This window comes from Pseudomonas sp. Con_6 (assembly GCF_059379395.1).
In genome coordinates this window covers 3,853,421-3,874,706 of sequence record NZ_CM182011.1, presented here as the reverse complement: position 1 = coordinate 3,874,706, position 21,286 = coordinate 3,853,421, and the positions used below count along the sequence as shown (strand labels likewise).

Sequence of the window (21,286 nt, the reverse complement as noted above, 5' to 3'; positions counted from 1 at the left end):
ATGGATATCAGTACCCTGCTGGGCCAGGCGGCCTGTAAGTGGCCGGATGCGCCGGCGCTGTTCGAACCTGCGCGGCAGCGACGCCTGAGTTTTGCCCAGCTGGACCGGGCGCTCAGCGCGTTCGGGCAGGTGCTCGAAGACCTCGCGGTCGCTCCGGGCGAGCGTGTGGCCTTGCTGGCCGATGCCAGTATCGACTACCTGATCGCCGACTACGGTTGCATGGCCAACGGGCGGGTGCGGGTGCCGCTGGATTCGAGCCTGTCGCGGGAGGAACTGCTGGCGCAGTTGCGCGATGCCGGCGCGGTGTTGCTGTTGTATTCGACGGCCTACACGGACATGGCGCAGGTGCTGCGCGAGGCCGGTATTGTCTGTCGTGCGCTCGAGTCCTTCGTCCCCGAGTTCTCCGCCGACCTGCTGCCCCGCGCGGCACAGTCCCCGCGATCCCTGGCCTCGTTGAACTACACCGGCGGCACCACCGGTGTACCCAAGGCGGTGATGCATCGCCACGCCAGCCTCTGCGCGGTGTTGCAGAACATCGCCATGGCCCGTGGCGCGGTACCGGGGGACGTGCTGCTCAATGTGCGGCCACTATGGCCCATCGCGGCGGTGGCGGTGCTGGCCCATCTGCTTGCCGGTGGCCAGGTGGTGCTGGGCGGGCGCTTCGACAGCAAGACGTTCATCGGGCAACTGGTGGAGCATCGGGTGGCCTTCAGCTCGCTGGTGCCGACCCAGCTGTTGCGTCTGTTGCGCGAGACGGGTGCCCAGGCAGCGTCCTTGCCGTCGTTCAAGACCCTCGATATTGGTGCGGCGGCCCTGACTGGCGATGTGCTGGATGGCTCCTTCAGTCTTTTCGCCGGGCGTATTGCCGTGCTCTACGGCATGACCGAGGCACCGTGGAGCTGCTACCTCGCTGCTGGGCAGATGGCGTTGCTGCGGGAGGGTGGGGAGAGTGGCGAAGGGGTGGTAGGGCGGCCGCTGTTCTCGGCGGCGGTGCGCATCGACCGGGCGGGCACCGACGGCGTGGGTGAGATCTTGTTAGGCGGGCCGCAGTTGATGAGCGGCTACTGGCAGCAGCCCGAACGCAGCGCCGAGGTGCTGGAGGACGGCTGGCTGCGCAGCGGCGATCTTGGCCGGATCCGTCCGGATGGCCGCCTGGAAGTACTGGGCCGGTGCAAGGACATCATCCGCAGCGGCGGCAAGTCGGTGCAACCGGGGGAGGTAGAGCAGAGCCTGCTGGCCCATCCTGCGGTGCGCGAGGCCCATGTGTTCGGCGTCAGCGATGTGGAATGGGGCGAGCAGGTGTGCGCGGCGGTGGTCGTCGAAGCCGGGCGGATGCCCTCGGCCGAGGCGCTGATCGAGCATTGTCGCGGGCAGTTGTCGCGCTACAAGGTGCCGCGGCGGGTGTTCTTCGTCGAGGAACTGCCGCGCTCGCATTATGGGAAGGTGCAGCGGGGGCGGTTGTTGGAGGGGTTGGGGCTGTAGCCGGGAAATGTCCGGTTTCAATCCCATGCGGCACAGGCGGGTTGGGCTTTCTACCTTGAGGGTTCATTCGCAAGGAGCATGACATGGACTGTCCAGCTTCCCACCGGCTGCGCCGGGGGCGGGTTTCGATACCTGACCAGTTGTATTTGTTGACCAGCACCGTGGCGGGACGCGTCCCGGTATTCGCGGATTTTTCCTTGGCCAGGTTGATGGTCGAGCAGTTGCGGTATGCCGAAGATCGTGGGCTGGCCAGGTCCCTGGCTTGGGTGGTGATGCCGGATCATGTGCACTGGCTGGTCGAATTGAAGGTGGTATCACTGGCGACGTTGATGCGGCGGGTGAAATGTCGGAGCACTTGCCTGGTCAACAAGCGCCAGGGTCGAAGCGGGCCCTTGTGGCAGGCAGGGTTTCATGACCGGGCGTTGCGCCGGGATGACGATGTGGTGGCTGTGGCTCGGTACATCGTTGCCAACCCCTTGAGGGCCGGGCTGGTATCACGGGTTGGGGATTATCCGCATTGGGATGCGGTGTGGCTTTGAGATGGCGGCGTAGCTGAGGGCCTCATCGCGGGCAACGCCCGCTCCCACAGGTTTAGCGTCGGGCCCGGATCTTGTGGCTGGCGGCGATCCTTGTGGGAGCGGGCATTGCCCGCGATGGCGTCAGTCAAGGCAACCTCGAGCTCAGGGGTTGCCCAACTGCCCCGCAATCCCCTCACAAGCCCGCCGCACATGCGCCGCCAGCGACGAGCCGGGATGGGTTTCTTCCTCCATCCCCAATCCCGCCACCACCAACGCGCCCAGGGCCTGGCCACTCTCGACCCGGATCGGAAACGCCACCGACGACAACCCCGGTTTGAACTCCCCATGCCCAAAGGCAAAATCCCGCTCGCTGCGGATCAGCTCCAGCGCCGGCAGCGCCTTGGCATAACGCTCTTCACCGAGCACCGCCAACGCCATCGCCGCACTGTAGGTCGCCAGCACCGCACGCCCGCTAGGGCTGCCTTCGATGGGGAACTGGTCGGCCAGGTCGACGATGACATTGAGCGGCGTGCTCGGCGTCCACATGCGCTCGATCAGTACCACCTGGTCGCCCACCGGCACCGACAGCGAGACGATCGCCGGCCGCTCGCCGATCACCCGTTGCAGCTCGATGGCATAGGGCAGGGCGATGCGGCGCAGGTTCAGGCGGTTCAGGTAGGCGGCGGAGTAGATCAGGCTCTCCGGCCCGATGTGGTAGATCGCCCCGCGTGACTCGATCAGCCCCCAATGGGTCAGGGTCTTGAGCAGGCGGTGGATGGTGGAGCGCTCGATACCGGTGTGTCGCGCCAGGTCGAGGGCGCTGGCGCCATGCTTGAGGGTGGCCAGGGTGCGCAGCAGGACGATCGAGCGGTCGATGACCTGGACGCGGCCGCCGGCGGTGTCCTTGCCGTTGGTCGCGGGTTGCGGGGAAGGGATGTCCATCGTGACAGGGAGTTCCAGAACAGGGAGTAACGGTCGGTCGCCAAGGTTAGCCGCGATCCATCACCGGGTGAAGAGCCGCTGTCGGCGATTATTTTCCGGTCGCTTAGATCGAATATGCATCCAGGTTATGAGCTTGGGCTTTTCAGCGATATCCATGCTGTCGTTTTCGACGTCAGGTCGTCACTGATGATCGTGATTGCTTCGCTTTCGTCGTCATTGCAGCCGGAAGGCTTGTCATCTGCGTCCATAGGCTGCCACGACAGTCCCGCCCGCTGCTGTTCCGCCATCTTGCCGCCATCCGGCCCGGCCCTAGAATCGCCCCCATCGAACTCATCCCCCTCGTCACTTCGAACAAGGATTTCACCATGATGAACGCAATGCAGATGCCGATGAACATGACCGCCGCCATGCCGATGATGCCAATGGCCGGCATGCCGATGATGATGGCCACCATGACCTGCGAAATGGTCGAGGGCGGCATGCTCTGCACCATGAAACCGGCTGCAGGCATGGACATGTCCATGTTCCGCAACAGCGCGCAGATGATGCAGATGATGATGAACTGCGGCATGCCGATGATGATGCAGTGCGGCAACCTGATGATGATGGGCATGAACACCATGAGCATGCCGATGATGGCCATGCCCATGAACGGCATGATGATGCCGATGATGAAGTGCATGATGGAATGCACCCTGATGGCCGATTGCATGACCTGCAAGATGATGCCGATGGCGGGCATGAGCATGGAGATGATGAACAACTGCTGCATGCTGATGATGAAGATGATGAACGACTGCAGCATGCCGATGATGATGAGCTGCAACGGCATGCCGATGATGTGCTGCACCTGCTGATTCAGCGCGGCTTCATTCCGGGTGGGTGACCACCAGGTACGCCACCGCCTCGCTGTCCACCGGGTTCCGGTAGCAGTGGGGCTGGTCGGCGTAGAACACGATCGAATCGCCGGTCGCCAGCAAGAATCTCTCCTCGTTCACGCTGATCTCCAGCGCGCCCTGGGCCACCACCAGGTTTTCCCGCACCCCGGGCCCATGTCCTGCGGAGTGCTCCTCCCCCAGCGGGCTGACCCGCAACTCATAGAACTCCGCTCGCTGCGGTGCATCCACCGGATACAGCGCACGGCTGACGAAGCTGCCGCTGCCACTGACCAGGCGTTTGCTCTGGCGGGCGGGCAGGACGGTCACGCCGGCGCAGCCATCGTCATCGAGAAAGGCTGCCACCGAGACCTTCAGGCCGCGGGCGATCTTGCACAGCACGCGGATCGACGGCACGCTGCGCCCCGATTCGATCTGCGCCAGCATCGCCCGGCTGACGCCGCTGGCCCGGGCCAGGGCGTCCAGGGACAACTGGCGTTTGCCGCGCAGGCGTTGCAGGTTGCTGGCGACGCGCTGGCCGATGCCGTCGTCTTCGAGACCGGCTTGCGGCAGGCTTAGCGGCGGCTCGTCGGAGGTGACGAGGAAACCGGTGGGCAGGTTCATGATGGCCTCACGCGTGGCGCGGGGCTTTTGCCGCGGTGGCGGCGACACTCGCGGGTTGCGTGGCGAAGCCGGCCTGTTGCGCGTACATCGCCCAGAGCAGGCGGCCTTGTTGCTGGGCCTGCTTGCGTTTGCGGTGGAGGGTGAAGTCGATGACGGTAGCGGCGGCTTGGCTCATGGGATGTTCCTTGTCTGAGGCCTTGGGCATGGGCTGAGACTACGGACTTACCTATAGAACCAGAAATAATTAATTTTCATTTATTAATGCCTTTGTGGAATTTAAAGGTCGTGCATCCGGTAGGAGCTCACGGAACCCCCTGCCACCTGACCAGCCACCTCGCTCTCCACCTGCAACACACACCCGGAATCCGGCGCGCTGCCCAGCACCTCCAGCTTCAGCTCCTGCCTGGCGCTGGTAATGAACAAGGTCCGCAAGTCCGGCCCGCCAAAACACAGGTCCGTGGGGCAGGGCACCGGCAGTCCGATCATCCGCTCCAGATTCCCCTCGGCATCGAAGCGCGCCAGACTCCAGCCATCTCGCTGGGTGGTCCAGACGCCACCTTGCGCATCCAGCGCCAGCCCGCTGAGGCTGCCACCGCCCCGTGGCAAGGACGCCAACCGCCGCACCACCGTGCTCCCCGGCTGCAAACGCAGGATATCCCCGGTCTCCGGCGCGATCGCATATACCGCGCTGCCACTGGCATCCCAGCGAAAGCCGCTGATCTGCTCGCTCAGCGCCCAGCCATGGCGCAACTCGCCCTCGCTGCTCATCTCGCCGATCAGGCAGCCACCGGCCGTCCGCGCACAGGCCCACAGGCTGCCCGAAGGATGACCGGCCAGCGCCAGCAGGCGACTGCCGAGCACATCCTGCATCGGATGCTCGCGACCCTCCCAGTCCACCAGCGACCACCCGCCAGCCTGGGCCACCAGCAGACCGTCGCGGTGCAGTTCCATGGCCCGCACCGGCAGGTCCAGGCGGGTCAGCAGGCGACTGGTCTTGCCGTCCCAGGCGTGGATCGCCGGCGCCAGCGTGTCCGCCCAGTACAGCGTGCCGCTCGCCGCATGCCAACGCGGAAAGGCCCCGTGAAACGACCAGGGCGCCGGCAACACCTGCAACGCCCCGGATGGCCGCTGTGCCGCTTCCGGACGCAATTGCTCGCCCACCCGCCGCGCTGCGTCGGCCAGTTCCGGTCCCAGCAGGGTCAGGCGCTCCAGTGTCAGGCGATAAGCTGGCCCGGCCACGCTGAGCGCGCCGCGCACCAGGCCCTGCTTGTCGATGATCGGCGCCGCCACGCAGCGCACGCCCAGGCGGATTTCCTCGTCATCCAGGGCGTAGCCGCGGGTGCGGGTGATCTGCAGCTCGGCCAGCAGGCGACGGCGGTCGGTGATGGTCAGCGGGGTCAGCGGTTCCAGCACCAGGCCCTTGAGGATTTCATCCCGCGCCACCGCCGACAGCGCCGACAGGATCGCCTTGCCCTGGCCCGTGCAATACACCGGCTTGCCCTGGCCGAGGCTGGCCGCCGAACGCAGGGTGTGGGCGCCGTCGCAGCGCTCCAGCGACAGCACCTGGTTGCCGTCCAGCACGGCCAGGTACGAGGTTTCCCCGGTGAGATCGCGCAAGGCCCGCAGCTCGGCGCTGGCAGCGGCCACAAGGTCCGGCTCCAGGTAAGCGTTGCGCACCATCTCCAGGTAGTTGAAGCCCAGGCGATAGACCTTGCGCGTCGGGTCGCGGCGGATCATCCCGCGCTCTACCAGGGTGGCGAGGATGCGGTACAGGGTGGTGCGCGGCAGTGGTACCTGTTCGGCCAGTTGCGCCTGGCTGATGCCACGGGGTTCGGCGCCCACGGCCTGGAGGACATCGAGGGCTTTTTCGAGGGCGGCGGTGCCTTCACCTGTTTTCATGGTTTTTCCCATCAGTTGGAACGGTATGGCCAGGGCATCGATTCTGCCCCTTCCTGGCGGGTTTTTCCCCCATAGAATCGAGGTCAACGGGGGTGGCAAGGGACATTTGTTCCATATGTTGGGAATCAGCGCCCGCCACCCATCGGATGAACCCCGCCTGGAGAACCTACAAGAATGTCCGTCATCCACACCTACGCCGATGCCCACGAAAGCGCCTCGGGCAAGCGCGTCGAAGTCAGTGACGCCACCCTGGCCAAACTGGCCGCGTGCAGCAGCGGTTCGTTGACCACCCAGCTGTTCAAGCGCGGCTTCCGCCAGCCGGCGCTGGTGGGCCTGCGTGCCATGACCCGCGACACCAAGCCGTTCGCCGGCCGTGCCTTCACCATGCGCTTCATCCCCGCCCGTGAAGACATCGACACCTACCAGACCATGACCACCAAGCCCAACGACGACAACCTGCAATGGATCGGCGTGGAGCAGGTGCAGGCTGGCGACGTGCTGGTGATCGACAGCCGCAACGATCCCGCCGCGGCCTCCGCCGGCAATATCCTGGTGACCCGCCTGCTGGCCCGTGGCGCCAAGGCCATCGTCACCGACGGTGCCCTGCGCGACGGCAGCGAGATCGCCGCGATGAACCTGCCGGCCTATGCCCGCGAGATCACCGCCACCACCCGTATTTCCTACCACCACGTCGCCGACCTGCAGGTGCCGATCGGCTGCGCCGGTGTCGCCGTGTACCCCGGCGACATCATCGTCGGCGACGCCGATGGCCTGACCGTGGTCCCGGCCCACCTGGCCGAGGAACTGGCCGAGGTGTGCACCGTACAGGACGACATCGAGAACTACCTGGCCATGCGCATTGCCGCAGGCGAAGCGCTGTGGGGCGTATACCCGCCAAGCCCGGCGTCGGTCTCCGACTACCACGCCTGGGTCGCCAACGGCCGTCCGGCCATCCCGTCGATCATCGACAAGAAAGAGGGCTGATCCATGGCCGAGCACAAGCACGCGCAACTGATCCGCCGCTACTTCGACGCCTGCAACGAGGGCGACTACGACAAGCTGGTGTCCTGCTTCACCCCCGACGCCGTGCATTACTTCCCCGCCGGCCTGCCGGAAGTGCCGTGGCGCACCGCCGACACCATCGCCCGCAAGTGGGTGTGGTGCGTGGAGAACCTGGGTTCGCAGTGGACCATCGAGAAGATCCTGGTCAGCCACGACAGCAATGAAGCGGTGATCGAGTGGACCCACTGGAAAAGCAAGCTGGGCACCGCCCTGCGCGGTGACGAGTGGTACGTGTTCGACGAAGAGACCGGCCTGATCCGCGAGATCCGCGCCTACTACGCCTCGCCGGCGGACAAGGACGTGGCGATCAACGAGTTGGTGGACTTCGACTACACCGGCCGCGGCTACCACCTCGAACCCAAAGCCCGCTAAGGAATCCCTAATGACCGAGCAAAAAGATCCGTCCCTGGCGGCCATCGACCAGGTCGTCGCCAAGGCTGCCGCTGCCGCCGATTTCTGGGCGCAATCCCCAGCCGCTGTACGTGCCGCCTTGCTGAATGGCCTGGCCGATGCGCTGGAAGGCCAGCAGGCGGAACTGGTGGCTATCGCCGACCGCGAAAGCGGCCTGGGTGAAGCCCGCCTCAATGGCGAAGTGGCTCGCACCGCCTTCCAGCTGCGCGGTTTCGCCAGCGAAGTGCAGGCCGGCGTGCCGTACCGCCAGGTCGTCAGCGAAGCCGTGGCCGGCGCGCCACCTGCCGGGCGTCCGGCACTGGTGCGGGTGCAACGTGCTCTTGGCCCGGTGGCGATGTTCTCTGCCAGCAACTTCCCGTTCGCCTTCTCGGTGCTGGGCGGCGATACCGCCTCGGCCCTGGCCGCTGGCTGCCCGGTGGTGGTGAAGCCCCATTCCGGTCACCCGGAACTGTCCCGCGCGGTATTCGAGCTGGTCGCTGGCGTGGTCCGTCAGCAGGGCCTGCCGGAAGGTGTGCTGACCCTGGTCGAAGCAGCGTCCCGCGTCGGTGGCACCTATCTGGTCCAGCACCCGGATATCGCCGCGGTAGCCTTCACCGGTTCCTACCAGGGCGGCAAGGCCCTGTGGCAGGCGGCCAATGACCGCCCGCGTCCGGTGCCGTTCTACGGTGAGCTGGGTTCGATCAATCCGCTGGTGGCGTTGCCTGCCGCGCTGGAGAATGACAGCGAAGGCCTGGCGAAGACCCTGGCCGGCTCGATCACCCTGGGTTGCGGCCAGTTCTGCACCAGCCCCGGCCTGATCGTGCTGCTGGACTCGCCCCACAGCGAGCGCTTCGTCGCCCAGCTGGCCGAGGCCATTGCGCCGCTCGCCACGCACCGTATGCTCACGCCGGGCATGCGCCAGGGCTTCGAGGCGGCCGCTGCCACCGTCGCCAGCCATGCGGCGAAGGTCTTCGAACCGGCCGCCGATGGCGCGGGTCCCGCTCCGCGGCTGTTCGTCACCGGGGCGAGCGAGTTCATCGCCAACCCGCACCTGCGTGAAGAGATGTTCGGCCCGGCCGCGCTGGTGGTACGTGCCGCCTCGGTCGAACAGGTCATCGAAGTGCTGGAAGCGGTGGGCGGCAGCCTGACCACCACCTTGTGGGGCGCGCAAGCCGCCAGCGACGAGAATCGCCAACTGGTCCGCGCGGCGGAAAAGATCTCCGGCCGCGTGCTGTTCGCCGGCGTGCCCACCGGTGTCGCCGTGTGCCATGCCCAGCAGCATGGCGGTCCCTGGCCGTCGTCGACCACCCCGCACACCACCTCGGTCGGCTATGCCGCGCTGGAGCGCTTCCTGCGCCCCGTTGCGCTGCAGGATGCGCCGGCCTGGGTCCTGGGCTGAGGGGAGGGCGCCGCGATGATGCGTCATGTCGTGATGTTCCGCCGCCTGGCTGATGTCGAGCGGCAGCCGGAACTGGAGCAACGCCTGGTCGCGCGCATGCGTGGCCTCGATCAGGAGATCGATTTCATCCGTGACTGGACCGTCGCCGCCAACGAGCTGGATCGCCCCATCTGCTGGGACTACATCCTCGACTCGGGCTTCGACGATGCGGCTGCGGTCGAGCGTTACCTGCCCCATCCCGCGCACCAGGCCCTGGTCGAGGACCTCAAGCAGTACTTCGAGTGGGTGGCAGTGGATTACAGCGTCTAGACCCGACAGGCAGCCGAACCCTGCCTGGGGTTCGGCGCTATAACAACAAGATCCGGTCTGCCACTGGCGCCGGACGGAGACGTACATGAACAAGAAAAAGAATTACCGCTGGACGATCCTGACGATGCTGTTCATCGCCATGATCATCAACTATGTCGACCGGGCTGCGCTGTCCATCGCCATGCCGTTCATTACCCAGGAGTACCACCTGACCCCTGCCGAGAAGGGCATGATCTTCAGCAGCTTCTTCTTCGGCTACGCGCTGTTCTGCTTCGTCGGCGGCTACCTGGCCGACCGCTTCGGGCCGAAGAAGGTGCTGACCTGGTCCATGAGCTTCTGGTCGGTGCTCTGCGGTTCCACCGCGCTGGCCTTCAACTTCTGGTCGCTGCTGATTGTCCGTGCGCTGTTCGGCGTGGGTGAAGGCCCGGTGTCGACTACCGCCAACAAGACCGTCAACAGCTGGTTCCCGATCAAGGAACGCGCCCGCGCCATCGGCATCAACCAGGCCGGCGGCCCACTGGGCGGCGCCCTGGCCGGCCCCATCGTCGGCTTCCTCGCCCTGTGGCTGGGCTGGCGCGTGGCCTTTGTGGTGATCGCCGTGGTTGGCGTGCTCTGGGCCATCGCCTGGTACCGCCTGGCCACCTCGACGCCGCAGGAGCACTCGAAGGTGAGTGCCGAAGAACTGGCCGAGATCAACGAAGGCCGTGAAGCCCCGGTGATGACCGCCGAGCAGGCGCCACGCACGCCGGTGCTGCAGATCATCCTGCAACGTTCGGTGCTGGTCACCGGTGTCTCGCTGTTCTGTTACAACTACATCCTGTATTTCTTCATGACCTGGTTCCCCAGCTACCTGATCGACGCCAAGGGCATCGACCTCAAGTCCATGAGCATCGTCACCGCGCTGCCGTGGCTGGTGGGTACCGTCGGTTTCATCTGCGGCGGCCTGCTGATCGACTGGGTGTTCAAGCGTACTGGCAAGCAGATGTTCTCGCGCAAGGTGGTGCTGGTCAGCTGCCTGCTGGTGGCGGCGGTGTGCATCGCAATGACCGGGCGAGTGGAGTCGGTCACCAGTACCGTGGCGGTGATGACCGTCGCCATCGGCTTCCTGATGCTGACCGCGCCGGCCTACTGGTCACTGATCCAGGATGCGGTGCCGGATCACCAGGTGGGCACCGCCGGCGGCTTCATGCACGGCCTGGCCAACCTGTCCGGGATCGTCGCGCCGACCGTCACCGGCTTCATCATCCAGGCCACCGGCACCTACGGCAGCGGCTTTGCCCTGGCCGGCGGGCTGGGTGTGCTGGGTGCGCTGATCGTGGCGTTCTTTGTCGGCCAGAAGCCGGCGAAGCAGGGCGCGGCGGTTGCCGCGGCCTGATACTCGACCACCGGCCTGCGGGCCGGTAACCGTGGCGCGGTCCGCCGTGCCAGGCCAGCCCCAACCAGGGCTGGCCAAACCCCAAGCTTTTCAGGAATTCGTCATGCCTACGCTTCTTGTCACCGGCGCCGCCGGTATCGTCGGGACCGCACTGCGGCCCTTCCTGCGCCAGCGCTTCGACCTGCGCCTGCTCGACCGCAAGCCCGTGCAAGGGCTGGTCGACGGCGAAAGCGCGCTGGTCGGCGACCTCACCGACCCGGACTGCGTGCGCCAGGCGGTGGAGGGCGTCGATGGCATCCTTCACCTGGCCTGTGCCCATGGCACCAACATCCAGTTCCAGGCCACTGTCGAAGCCAACTACCACGCCACCCTGTACCTGCTGGAAGCCGCGCAGCGTTTTGGCGTCAAGCGCTTCGTCTTCGCCAGCAGCCACCATGTGCTGGGCCAGTACCGCAGCGACCACGCCGAGTTCTTCGACGACATGCCCGTGGCCCCGGACAGCTACTACGCGATGAGCAAGGTGTTCGGCGAGGCTGCCTGCGCCACCTTCTCCCTGCGGGGCGAGCTGGCGACCTTCATCGTCCGTATCGGTAACGCCGATCCCAAGGTCTCCGATGCCCGGCGCCTGCGGATGTGGACCAGCGCCCGCGACCTGGCCCAGTTGCTGCTGATCGGCCTGGAGCACCCGGCGGTGCGCAACGAGATCGTCTATGGCGTCTCGGAAAGCCCCGATCCGCTGTTCCACAACCGCCGTGCCCGCGAACTGGGCTATGCGCCGCAGGACAACGCAGGCGACCACCTCGCCGCGGATTACCTGCCTTACGAAGCCATGGCCGCCGAAGGCTCGGGCCGTGACCATGTCGGCGGTGCCTACGCCGGCGTTCCCTTGGCCAGTGTGCTGGAGCGCGTATGAAGATCGTCCGTATCGACACCCAGGTCGTGGAAATCCCCTTCCACGACGGCGGCAAGGGCCTGGGCATCACCCCGACCACCTGGCACACCCTGGAAAACGTGCTGATCCGCCTGGAAGACGAGCAGGGCAATGTCGGCTGGGGCGAGGCTTTCGGCTACTTCGTCGCCGACGCCACCAAGGCCCTGGTCGACCGCCTGATCGCGCCACTGCTGCTGAACCGGGAAATCACCGACATCGCCGCCTTCAACCAGGAACTGCAGCTGCGCCTGCACCTGTTCGGCCGCTATGGCGTGACCCTGTTCGCCATCTCCGGCGTGGACATCGCCCTCTGGGACCTGGCCGCGCGCCGCCGCAACCTGCCGCTGCACCGCCTGCTGGGCGAGGCGACCCGCGAGCAGGTGCCGGCCTATGCCAGCCTGGTGCGCTATGCCGACGACGAGGTGGCCCCGGCCATCTGCGAGAAGGCATTGGCCATGGGCTTCAGCGATATCAAGCTGCATGAGGTGACGGTCGCCGAGATCGCCGCCTGCCGCCGGGCCATTGGCGACGACGTGCCGCTGGCCACCGACGTCAACTGCGGCTGGAAGGTCAGCGACACCCGCGAGTGGCTGCCGGCCCTGCGCGACCTGAAGCTGGCCTGGCTGGAAGAACCGATCTTCCCGCCCGAAGACTTCGCCACCCTGGCCAGCCTGCGCGGGCAGGGCGTGCCGCTGTCGGCGGGGGAGAACTGGTGCACCGCGATGCAGTTCGAGCAGGCGTTGGTCAGCAAGGCGGTAGACTCGATCCAGCCCAGCGTGACCAAGGTCGGCGGCATCTCCGAATGCCTGCGCATCGCCGAGCTGGCGCGCCAGCATGACGCCGTGGTGCTGCCGCACTGCCCGTACTTCGGCCCCGGCCTGATCGCCACCCTGCACCTGGCGGCGGTACAGCCGACGGTGCCGCAGGTGGAGTACCTGTTCGTCGAGCCGGCGGACTGGCTGTATCCGGTGGAGGCGCTGCGCAGTGGCAACCTGCTGCAGGTGCCGCAAGGGCCGGGTCTTGGCCTGGATATCGACCTGCAGGTGATCGAGCGCTTCCGGCGTAGCTGAAGGGGGCGGAGGTGTCATGAAATCCATTGAACTGGGCAATTCGACCTGGCAACTGCACCTGTTACCGCAATGGGGCGGGCGTATCGCCGCGCTGCGGGCTGGCGGGCTGGATCTGTTGTTGCCGATCACCGGTGATGCGTTCGATCCGCTCGACTGGCCGCGGGCCGGGGCCTATCCGCTGATGCCGTATTCCAATCGTCTGCGGGATGCGCGGTTGGTCTTCAACGGCGTCGAGCATCGCTTGCCGGCGCACCCGGCAGCGCGGCCACACACCTTGCATGGCGTGACCCATACCCGTCCGTGGGAAGTGGTGAGTGCCGATGCCGGGCAGGCGCTGATCCGTTGCGATTATGACGGTGAGCACTGGCCCTGGGCGTTTCGTGCCGAGCAGGCGTTCGCCCTGGACGGCGATCGGTTGGAAATCACCTTGCGCGTGACCAACCTTGGCGACACGCCGATGCCTGCGGGACTTGGCCTGCATCCGTATTTCCAGCGGCATCCTGGGATGCGTGCCGAGTATCGGGTGGGTCGTGAGTGGGCCATCGACGAGGAATACCTTGTGACCGGCGACTACGAAGATGCCGTGAAGACGGTGCATCTGGTGGCCGACAACGCCGCGCCGGTAGCCCATTACCAGTCGCGCTGGGACGGCGAACTGCACCTGAGCTATCCCGAGGGCCGGCTCTCGCTGCGGGCCTCACCGCTGCTCAATCACTTCGTCGCCTTTGCCCCGCCGGGTTCGGCCTACCTGTGCCTGGAACCGGTGTCCCATGTCGCCGACGCCTTCAACGGCCAACGTGTGGACTGGGCCGAAAGCGGCACCCATGAACTGGCCCCCGGGCAAAGCCTGGAGGCCACCTTGAGCTTCACCTGGCAACGCTGATCCACCCTCCATAACAAGAGAACAAAAACAATGAAATCATCCTCGTACGGGGCGGGCTTCGCTCGCTCGGCAAAACCTGTCGCACTGCTGCTGGGCCTGGCGCCGCTGGGCGCTCATGCGGCGTTTTTCGATGACGCCAAGGCCAATGTCACCCTGCGCAACTTCTACTACAACCACGACCTGCGCGACTCCACCAAGCCCGCACAGTCGAAGCTGGAGGAGTGGGCGCAGGGCTTCATTCTCAAGGGTGAGTCCGGCTATACCGAGGGCACCATCGGGGTTGGCGTGGACTTCTACGCCGGCCTGGGGCTGAAGCTGGATTCCTCGCCATCGCGTAGCGGCACCGCGCTGCTGCCGGGGGCGTACAACCGTGCTGGCGGGCCGCGCAATGCCGATCCGCGTTCGGTGGACGAGTTCTCCGAGGCTACCGCTGCGTTGAAGCTGCGCTATTCGAAAAGCGAGCTGAAGGTGGGCGGGCTGTTCCCGAAGATCCCGCTGGTCAGCTCGGGCGATGCGCGGCTGCTGCCGCAGTTCTTCGAGGGCGCAATGCTCGATGTGAAGGAGATCGACAACCTCGACCTCAGCGTCGGCCAGATGCGCCAGGTCAACCAGCGTGAGTTCGCCGGGGCGCGGGATATCCAGGTGGGCAACTACTACAGCGTGTTCAGTGATCGCTTCAATTACCTCGGCGGTACCTGGCGCATTACGCCGCAATGGTCGGCGGGGCTGTGGGGCGGGCGGCTGGAGGATGTCTACCAGCAGAACCTCGCGACCGTGACCCATACGCGGAAGCTGGGTGACTGGAACCTGTCCGGTACCCTCAATTATCTGGACACCGGTGAGTCTGGCGCGGAGAAGGCCGGCAAGCTGGACAGCCGCATGACCTCCGGGATGGTCAGTGCCAACCTGGGGCCGCAGACGTTCCGCCTGGGTTACCAGTACAACGCGGGCGACAGTGCGTTGCCGTTCATTCACGACACCGACCTGCCGGCGGCGGCCAACGCCGTGCAGGTGCTGCGCTTCGACCGGGCGCAGGAGCGCTCCTGGCAGGCACGCTACGACCTGGATTTCGCGCCGTTGGGCGTGCCGGGGCTGAGTGCGTTCGCTCGCTATGTCAAAGGCGACAACTTCAAGGTCGCTGGCGAGGATGGCAGTGAGTGGGAGCGCAATATCGACATCACCTACGTGGTGCAGAGCGGGCCGCTGAAGAACCTTGCGCTGCGCTGGCGCAATGTGCAGTTGCAGGGCGATGCCACCGGGCGGCGGGATGAGAACCGGGTGATCCTGGCGTATACCTTGCCGTTGTTCTGAGGCCGGGAGGCTGTTCCAAAGCACGACGCGGACCCTGTGGGAGCGGGTTCACCCGCGATGGCGTCGGTGAATTCACCTTTGTAATCGCGGGTAAACCCGCTCCCACAGGTCCCTGCCAAATCAGTGATTCATGTGTTGTTCCATGAAAGCGAGCGCGCTAATGAGGGTTTTGTCATGAGCTACAACCTCGACCCCGAAATCCAGGCCTATATCGACGCCTGCCAACGCTTCACCCCCACCGACGACAGCATCACCGCCCGCCGCGAAGCCTTCCTCCAGGCCTGCCGCGCCTGCACCCCCGAGCCCCCACCAGGCTGGACCATCGACGACATCGTCCTCGACGACCTGCGCCTGCGCCGCTACAAACCCGCAGGCCAAGCCCCCGAAGGCGGCTGGCCTACCTTGCTCTACCTCCATGGCGGCGGCTGGAACCAGGGCGACCTCGACACCCACGATTGGTTCGCCTACGCCCTGGCGCGACGGGTGCCGATGGCGATCGTTGCGGTGGCCTACCGACTCGCCCCGGAATACAGCTACCCGGCGCCGCTGGAGGATTGCCTGGCGGCATGGCAGGGCTTGCGCCTGGGGCGGATCGACCCGGCATTGAGTCGTGAGCGCTTGATCGTTGGGGGCGACAGTGCCGGCGGGACGCTGGCTGCCGGTCTGTGCATGGCCTTGCGCCGGGACGGACAGGCGCAGCCATTGGGCCAGTTGCTGATCTACCCCGTACTGACCGCGCGTGAACACCTGCCGTCGATGCACGAGCATGCCGAGGCACCGTTGATGACGGTATCGGGGCTACGGCGTTCCCTGGCGGGGTTCGTTCCGCAGGCGAGCGACCGCCTGGACCCATGCGCCATGCCGCTGGAGGCGCAGGATTTCAGCGGTCTGGCGCCAGCCTTCATCGCCGTGGCCGGCGTCGATCCGCTGCGTGATCACGGCGTGGCCTACGGACAGGCACTACAGCGTGATGGTGTCGACGCCGAGGTGGAGGTGGTGGAAGGGCTGGTCCACTCGGGCCTGCGCGCGTTTGGCGTGGACAGGGTCGAGCGGCTGTGGGACAGGCTCGGAGAAATGGCCGTGCGCTACACAACCGATCAACGACTTTTGCCGATTACTCCGGTCATGTAGTCATTCAGATCACGAAAGTCCTGAACCTTCCACTCGAACGGCGGCACTTTCACCCCGTTCTCACGCAGCGTTTTCGGGATCAGGTTGCCGTTGGGGCGAAGGATCACCGACGACACGATGACGCCCGGGTAGTCGCTCAGGCGCTTCTTGAAAGCGGTGGTAGTCAGATCGGGTGTCGGGGGCTTGCTCTTGTTGGCCAGCGGTCCCGTGCCTTTGATGTCTGGCCCATGACACATGGCGCAGCGCTGCTGGTAGATATTCTTGCCGTTGAGATTCTCTGCCGGAGAGGGCATTGCCTGGGCCAGTGACAGAACGCCAAGCATGGCGACGAGTGTGGTTTTCATTGTTTTACGTCCTTGTTCGCTGCGTCGGGGCGCGTTGTACCGAAACAGTGCTTCTGCTTCAAGGGATGCCTGCTCGATAATCGCCGCTTTGTGCAGTCGATTACGCATCCAAGGGATTTCCATGCAGCGCGAGTTAGTGACCACGGTAAAAGGAACACCTGTCGAACTCTCCGGCTTCGACCAGGCCGACGAGCAGGTCCATATGCTTGAGTGGCTGGGCAATGGTCGGGATTTCCGTCAGTTTGTGGCGGAGGATATCGAGGTCAAGCTGTGTGCCCAGGATGCGGGGTCCGAGCTGTTGTCGCTGCAGTGCACGCGCCAGGTTTCCTCCAAAGTCAAGGCGTAAAAAATGATAAATATTGAATCCTATCGCGGCGTAAATAATTTTTTATTCGGTAGCAAGCAAGATGTTGTGGTTTCTTCGTTTGGGCTACCTTGTGATACGTCCCTGAATTTAGAAGGGGAAGCCGAAATTCATTTTGATGGCTTCATATTAAGGTTTGATTCTAGCTCGAAAGTTTTTCGAGAGTGCACAATTCTTCCTGGCTGCGCTGTGAAAATAAATGGGTTTGATGTTGAGTGGTTGAATGGTTTTTTGGACTGGCTTTCAATAGAGGATGATGACTTGAAGGAGGTTTTTGGGTTTGTGGTTTCGTTAAAGTTAGGTTTGGCAGTAACGGGGTTTCATGATGATGGTAACTCCCAAAAGGCAATACACGCGTTCAGCTCTGGCGATTGGGATGGATTCTCTGCAGATATGAAGGATTTTAAGTGGAAGTAAGTAATAATAGCTAAGGAGGGAGCAGGAAGCCCATTAGAGTTTTTTCAATTGGGCGGTAGTGAACCGCCCCGGGTATCGCGGAGGCTGTTTTATTTGAGTCAGGCTGCAATTGGGCTTGTTGTCTGACTCTGTTCGTATAGTGCCTCAAACTCAGCCGGCGGCCTATTTCCAATCGGCTCCAGCAGGTGCTGATGGTTGAACCAAGCCACCCATTTCAGCGTTTCCCATTCCAAGCTTTCAACACTTTTCCATGGCCCTCGTTTGTGAATCAGCTCGGTCTTGTAAAGGCCATTGATGGTCTCTGCCATTGCGTTGTCGTAGCTGTCACCGGTATTGCCAACTGACGGCTCAATACCCGCTTCTCCCAGCCGTTCGCTGTAACGAATCGACAGATATTGCGAGCCTCTGTCGCTGTGGTGAACCAGTCGATGAGGCTCAGGCCGACGGGCGTGAAGGGCTTGTTCTAGGCACTGTACGAAAAGAGATGTCGTAAACACCGCCGGCAGCAGGCCAATGTGACCATGGCCGCATAACTTGTTGCGAGCTTGCAGTAACGTGTGGCCAGCCGCCGGTGCTCTTTCAGCCAGCCAAATAGACGTTCGATGACGTTGCGCTCTCGGTACTTGGGCTTGTCGAATAGCCGCGGTAGCCCGGGCTTGGGCTTGCGCTTCATGACTCGGTAAGGAATGACAGGCTGCATGCGATAGCGATCGCAGTACTTCCTGAGCGATTCAGCGTCGTAACCCTTGTCAGCTACGAGTTTGCGGCAACGCTTGCGAGGTCTGCCCCAGCCGGTAGACACCTGGACACCATCAAGTAGCGGTTGAGCATGGGAGATGTCACTGGCTTGTCCACCAGACAGAGTGAAGTGCAGAGGCACACCTCGAGCGTCGCAGACCATATGAATTTTCGTCGTTAACCCTGCCCGACTTCGCCCAAGCGCGTGGTCCGCTGGTTCTTCCGCCCCCCTTTTTGGCCTGCTCCAGATGAGGCCCGGGTCGCTTTGACTGCCGTTGAGTCAATGCACCAGGTATCCAGATCGATCAGTCCTTGTGCGTTGAGTTTGACGTGCATCCGCTTGAGCATCTTGTTGAACGTGCCTTGATTTCGCCAGTCTCGAAATCGCTGATAAACCGTGGACCAGGGACCATATCGCTCAGGCATGTCTCGCCAGGTTGCACCAGAGCAAAGCACCCAGAAAACACCGTTAAGCATCAATCGGTCATTGGCACGCGGGCGTCCTGTGCGACGCGGCGTGTTGAAGAGGTCCGCGACCAGCTCCCAGTCGGCGTCGGAAATTTCGTATCGCTGTTTGGGCATGGCAGAGTTCCGCGCTGAAAAGGCCAGAACTCTACGGAAACTCATGCGGGCTGGGGCGTTGGCGGAATTTCAAAGGATTTCATACAGAGCCTAGGTCTCAGATGCTTAATCATCCGGCAACGTTGATAACTCAGTTTTCGCATACTGGGAGAGTTAATCCTAATTCGATGCATAAGATTATAGATAGTTATCTTCCACCTATGTACGATGGTAAGAAGGTGATGTATACTCGCGAAGAAATAAGCAGTGGTCTGAGAGATGCTTATCATGAAATGGGGCGTCCTGAATTGTTTGATTAAGTCGAATATTTAATTAAATAGGTCTGCGGATATGCTGGATAAACAAATTTACGATTTGACGGTGAATGATATTTATTGTTGGGGGGTGTGGTATTTTCCGATGGATGAATCCGTGAAGGACGAAGCAACAGTGCGCCCTCTTGATGACGCTGATGGTTGCGCTGATTTTCAGCTGATTGTTAGAACTAAGTTTGAGGGTGTGAATGGGGAGCAGTACATTGGTTATTTGTACTGGAGTGGCTTTCCCGAAGTGAAGTTTCTGAAGCCGGTAGTTTTACTTGAAGATGGCTCAGCCGTTTCTTTTTGGTCGGGGATACGTAAGCCGTCATGGAACGGGTATTCAGGAAAGGCAAAGTCTGTGAGCGAGGCATTGCCTTTAAAGTTTACCTCAGAGCCACTGCTTGGTCTGGCAGAGATATCAGGGGTCCTCGATGGGTTGTATTATTTAGATAATCGTGTGGTTTCATGTGTTTAAGCGGAACATGAGACAGATTCAGAGAAAAGCAGCGGAAAAGGGGACGCCCATAGGGATTCTCCCAACAAGTTGCCCATCTGCCGGAAATGGACGACTTGGGCATGCCGAAAAGCCCGATTTTCAGCCGCTGATTATTGGATAACCAAGGCACAGCCTTGGTTTTCTGCCTTCAAGGGCGCACCTCTCCCGCAGCAGGCAATAATTGCCGGCGCACCATCCACAGATTCGACAGAGCAAACAGCGTGGTCAGTTGCGCCGTGTTCTTGGCCAAGCCACGGAAGCGGTTTTTCACATAGCCGAATTGGCGCTTGATCACACGGAATGGATGTTCGACCTTCGCTCGTGCCTGCGCTTTGACCTTCTCGATCTTGCGTCTGGCTTTGTAGAGCACGCTGCGTTTGCTCAGGTGCTTGTAGCTGCTACGACGAGCCGCAATCTGCCAGATCACCGGCTTTCCTTCATGCTCCGACCGCTTCTCCACGCCGGGATAACCCGCGTCGGCACAGATAACATTTTCTTCGCCATGCAACAGGTGAGCGACCTCCGTGACATCAGCCACATTTGCCGCTGTGCCGTGGACGTGGTGCACCAGACCCGACTCAGCATCGGCACCGATATGCGCCTTCATGCCGAAGAAATACTGATTACCGTTCTTCGTCTGATGCATTTCAGGATCGCGTTTGCTTTCCTTGTTCTTGGTCGAACTGGGTGCGTGGATGATGGTGGCGTCGACGATGGTACCCTGGCGCAACGACAGGCCCTTGTCTCGCAGGTAATTGTTGATGGTTTCCAAAATTCCCGCCGCCAACTGATGCTTCTCCAGCAGGTGCCGGAAATTCATGATCGTCGTGTCTTCGGGGATCGGAGCGCTGAGTGTCAGACGAGCAAACTGGCGCATCGAAGTAATCTCGTACAGCGCCTCTTCCATGGCTGGGTCGCTCAGCGAGAACCAGTTCTGCAGCAGGTGAATGCGCAGCATGGTTTCCAGTGGATACGGCTTGCGGCCACCGCCAGCCTTTGGGTAGTGAGGCTCGATCAACGCCACTAACCCACTCCACGGAACCACCTGCTCCATCTCGGCCAGGAAACGCTCGCGACGGGTTTGCTTGCGCTTACCGGCGTACTCGAAATCGGAAAAGCTCATCTGACTCATGGGATGGAGGGCTTGTAGAGGGCAGTTGGACGGAAGGCTATTTCAGCACAGGTCAGATGGCCTGTGCTGACTTGATCGGAGAATCCTTAGGGAGAGGTGGCGTACTTGAATGGGAAAAGCGGTGAAGGTGACAGACTTGAATGGCACTTACTTGCTCATTAACCCTTTGAAAGGTCGCAAAAAAGAAAAAACCGATCCAATCGGTCACCCCAAAAAAGACAAAGGCCGCCAAAGCGGCCTTTGACCCTTCATCTTCTTACCCTAAACCCTGTGGACAGCGCGGCCCTCCTCGTAACGCCTCCACCAGCGCCTGACAAATCTCCAACGATTGCCAGGTCGCCCAGGCGTTATCCGCCAGTGGCCGCGAGAGCGTCTCGCAAAGCTGGGCATTACTCTCGAACGCTGAAGTGATCGCCGCATGCAGGTGCATCAGCGCATCTTCGACATCGGCATCCGCATGTACAGCGAACAGCGGCGAATGCGCGCCATTGCACGAGCCGAAATGGGTCAGCGTGGTTGTGCGGCGTTGAACGGGTGGGGGTGGATCCGGGACAAGCTTCTTCATCATGTGCTCCTCTGGTCAACAGGTGCTGCCACGAACCGGCTGTCAAACCAGGAGGGTGGCAACTGTGCGTGGGTTGACAGACCAGGGACCATGAGGAGAACGACCTGGCGCGCCCGAAGACGCCCACACGCACAGCCGCCATAACGAC

Annotated in this window: 24 protein-coding genes and 1 pseudogene; 16 read left to right on the top strand and 9 right to left on the bottom strand. The window is 62.9% G+C overall.

The window, feature by feature from the left end:
* Together AC5QPF_RS17245 and AC5QPF_RS17240 are read left to right on the top strand one after the other, a co-directional pair.
* Positions 1 to 1,482, top strand: a complete 1,482-nt coding sequence (locus AC5QPF_RS17245) for an AMP-binding protein (RefSeq protein WP_494959043.1) — start codon at positions 1 to 3, stop codon at positions 1,480 to 1,482.
* Positions 1,483 to 1,565: 83 nt separating this feature from the next.
* A complete protein-coding gene (locus AC5QPF_RS17240) occupies positions 1,566 to 2,021 on the top strand; it encodes an REP-associated tyrosine transposase (RefSeq protein WP_494959042.1) in 456 nt (151 codons plus the stop codon).
* A gap of 141 nt (positions 2,022 to 2,162) precedes the next feature.
* Here the strand turns inward: AC5QPF_RS17240 and AC5QPF_RS17235 are convergent, their stop codons facing one another.
* A complete protein-coding gene (locus AC5QPF_RS17235) occupies positions 2,163 to 2,942 on the bottom strand; it encodes a helix-turn-helix domain-containing protein (RefSeq protein ID WP_494959041.1) in 780 nt (259 codons plus the stop codon).
* A 365-nt stretch (positions 2,943 to 3,307) separates the two neighbouring features.
* Between AC5QPF_RS17235 and AC5QPF_RS17230 the strand changes: the two genes are divergently transcribed.
* Positions 3,308 to 3,799 carry a hypothetical protein gene (locus tag AC5QPF_RS17230; protein WP_494959040.1) on the top strand — a complete coding sequence of 164 codons (492 nt, stop codon included), beginning with the start codon at positions 3,308 to 3,310 and terminating at the stop codon, positions 3,797 to 3,799.
* A gap of 12 nt (positions 3,800 to 3,811) precedes the next feature.
* Here AC5QPF_RS17230 and AC5QPF_RS17225 read toward each other — a convergent pair whose 3' ends face one another.
* The 3 genes from AC5QPF_RS17225 to AC5QPF_RS17215 form a co-directional block, all read right to left on the bottom strand.
* Complete coding sequence (locus AC5QPF_RS17225) at positions 3,812 to 4,441, bottom strand: helix-turn-helix domain-containing protein (protein WP_494959039.1); 630 nt, start codon at positions 4,439 to 4,441, stop codon at positions 3,812 to 3,814.
* 7 nt (positions 4,442 to 4,448) lie between these two features.
* Entirely contained in the window at positions 4,449 to 4,616 is a 168-nt protein-coding gene (locus tag AC5QPF_RS17220) for a hypothetical protein (RefSeq protein WP_494959038.1), read from the bottom strand.
* Between the two features lie 101 nt (positions 4,617 to 4,717).
* Positions 4,718 to 6,340 (bottom strand): IclR family transcriptional regulator domain-containing protein, encoded by a 1,623-nt coding sequence (locus AC5QPF_RS17215; RefSeq protein ID WP_494959037.1) that lies wholly within the window; start codon positions 6,338 to 6,340, stop codon positions 4,718 to 4,720.
* 174 nt (positions 6,341 to 6,514) lie between these two features.
* Here AC5QPF_RS17215 and AC5QPF_RS17210 point away from each other — a divergent pair, with 174 nt between their 5' ends.
* From AC5QPF_RS17210 to AC5QPF_RS17165, 10 genes are all read left to right on the top strand, one after another.
* A complete protein-coding gene (locus AC5QPF_RS17210; protein WP_494959036.1) occupies positions 6,515 to 7,324 on the top strand; it encodes an RraA family protein in 810 nt (269 codons plus the stop codon).
* Between the two features lie 3 nt (positions 7,325 to 7,327).
* Positions 7,328 to 7,774: a nuclear transport factor 2 family protein gene (locus tag AC5QPF_RS17205; protein ID WP_494959035.1), complete on the top strand. Its 447-nt coding sequence runs from the start codon at positions 7,328 to 7,330 to the stop codon at positions 7,772 to 7,774.
* A 10-nt stretch (positions 7,775 to 7,784) separates the two neighbouring features.
* Positions 7,785 to 9,191 (top strand): aldehyde dehydrogenase family protein, encoded by a 1,407-nt coding sequence (locus AC5QPF_RS17200; RefSeq protein ID WP_494959034.1) that lies wholly within the window; start codon positions 7,785 to 7,787, stop codon positions 9,189 to 9,191.
* A gap of 15 nt (positions 9,192 to 9,206) precedes the next feature.
* A complete protein-coding gene (locus AC5QPF_RS17195; protein ID WP_494959033.1) occupies positions 9,207 to 9,500 on the top strand; it encodes a Dabb family protein in 294 nt (97 codons plus the stop codon).
* An 85-nt stretch (positions 9,501 to 9,585) separates the two neighbouring features.
* Entirely contained in the window at positions 9,586 to 10,875 is a 1,290-nt protein-coding gene (locus AC5QPF_RS17190; RefSeq protein ID WP_494959032.1) for an MFS transporter, read from the top strand.
* 103 nt (positions 10,876 to 10,978) lie between these two features.
* Positions 10,979 to 11,788, top strand: coding sequence for an NAD-dependent epimerase/dehydratase family protein (locus tag AC5QPF_RS17185; protein WP_494959031.1), 810 nt, complete (start codon positions 10,979 to 10,981; stop codon positions 11,786 to 11,788).
* The gene (locus tag AC5QPF_RS17180) at positions 11,785 to 12,876 is read left to right on the top strand and encodes an enolase C-terminal domain-like protein (protein WP_494959030.1); all 1,092 of its coding nucleotides are present in this window, start codon (positions 11,785 to 11,787) and stop codon (positions 12,874 to 12,876) included. Before AC5QPF_RS17185 ends, AC5QPF_RS17180 begins: the two co-directional genes overlap by 4 nt.
* Positions 12,877 to 12,892: 16 nt before the next feature.
* Positions 12,893 to 13,759 carry an aldose epimerase family protein gene (locus AC5QPF_RS17175; protein ID WP_494959029.1) on the top strand — a complete coding sequence of 289 codons (867 nt, stop codon included), beginning with the start codon at positions 12,893 to 12,895 and terminating at the stop codon, positions 13,757 to 13,759.
* A gap of 30 nt (positions 13,760 to 13,789) precedes the next feature.
* Entirely contained in the window at positions 13,790 to 15,070 is a 1,281-nt protein-coding gene (locus AC5QPF_RS17170) for an OprD family outer membrane porin (protein ID WP_494959028.1), read from the top strand.
* Positions 15,071 to 15,244: 174 nt separating this feature from the next.
* On the top strand, positions 15,245 to 16,201 hold the full coding sequence (locus AC5QPF_RS17165; RefSeq protein ID WP_494959027.1) for an alpha/beta hydrolase fold domain-containing protein: 957 nt from the start codon (positions 15,245 to 15,247) through the stop codon (positions 16,199 to 16,201).
* Here AC5QPF_RS17165 and AC5QPF_RS17160 read toward each other — a convergent pair.
* A complete protein-coding gene (locus AC5QPF_RS17160; RefSeq protein ID WP_494964194.1) occupies positions 16,168 to 16,545 on the bottom strand; it encodes a c-type cytochrome in 378 nt (125 codons plus the stop codon). The two genes, AC5QPF_RS17165 and AC5QPF_RS17160, sit on opposite strands and share 34 nt — an antisense overlap.
* Positions 16,546 to 16,666: 121 nt before the next feature.
* On the opposite strand from AC5QPF_RS17160, the gene AC5QPF_RS17155 reads away from it, so the two are divergent.
* Together AC5QPF_RS17155 and AC5QPF_RS17150 are read left to right on the top strand one after the other, a co-directional pair.
* Entirely contained in the window at positions 16,667 to 16,891 is a 225-nt protein-coding gene (locus AC5QPF_RS17155) for a hypothetical protein (RefSeq protein WP_494959026.1), read from the top strand.
* Positions 16,892 to 16,894: 3 nt separating this feature from the next.
* On the top strand, positions 16,895 to 17,326 hold the full coding sequence (locus AC5QPF_RS17150; protein ID WP_494959025.1) for a hypothetical protein: 432 nt from the start codon (positions 16,895 to 16,897) through the stop codon (positions 17,324 to 17,326).
* 98 nt (positions 17,327 to 17,424) lie between these two features.
* Here the strand turns inward: AC5QPF_RS17150 and AC5QPF_RS17145 are convergent.
* Both AC5QPF_RS17145 and AC5QPF_RS17140 read right to left on the bottom strand, forming a co-directional pair.
* Positions 17,425 to 17,814: pseudogene (locus AC5QPF_RS17145) on the bottom strand (integrase core domain-containing protein); the annotation flags it as partial.
* Positions 17,790 to 18,646 (bottom strand): IS5 family transposase gene (locus tag AC5QPF_RS17140; protein ID WP_494959024.1). Its coding sequence is split into 2 segments (ribosomal slippage): positions 17,790 to 18,299 and positions 18,302 to 18,646, totalling 855 coding nucleotides; the frame shifts between segments, so codons are not numbered across the junction. The pseudogene AC5QPF_RS17145 and the gene AC5QPF_RS17140, both read right to left, overlap by 25 nt.
* A 330-nt stretch (positions 18,647 to 18,976) precedes the next feature.
* On the opposite strand from AC5QPF_RS17140, the gene AC5QPF_RS17135 reads away from it, so the two are divergent.
* On the top strand, positions 18,977 to 19,420 hold the full coding sequence (locus AC5QPF_RS17135) for a hypothetical protein (RefSeq protein WP_494959023.1): 444 nt from the start codon (positions 18,977 to 18,979) through the stop codon (positions 19,418 to 19,420).
* Positions 19,421 to 19,589: 169 nt separating this feature from the next.
* Here AC5QPF_RS17135 and AC5QPF_RS17130 read toward each other — a convergent pair whose 3' ends face one another.
* Positions 19,590 to 20,573, bottom strand: a complete 984-nt coding sequence (locus tag AC5QPF_RS17130) for an IS5 family transposase (RefSeq protein WP_494959022.1) — start codon at positions 20,571 to 20,573, stop codon at positions 19,590 to 19,592.
* Between the two features lie 256 nt (positions 20,574 to 20,829).
* A complete protein-coding gene (locus tag AC5QPF_RS17125; RefSeq protein ID WP_494959021.1) occupies positions 20,830 to 21,141 on the bottom strand; it encodes a hypothetical protein in 312 nt (103 codons plus the stop codon).
* Between the last annotated feature and the right edge of the window lie 145 nt (positions 21,142 to 21,286).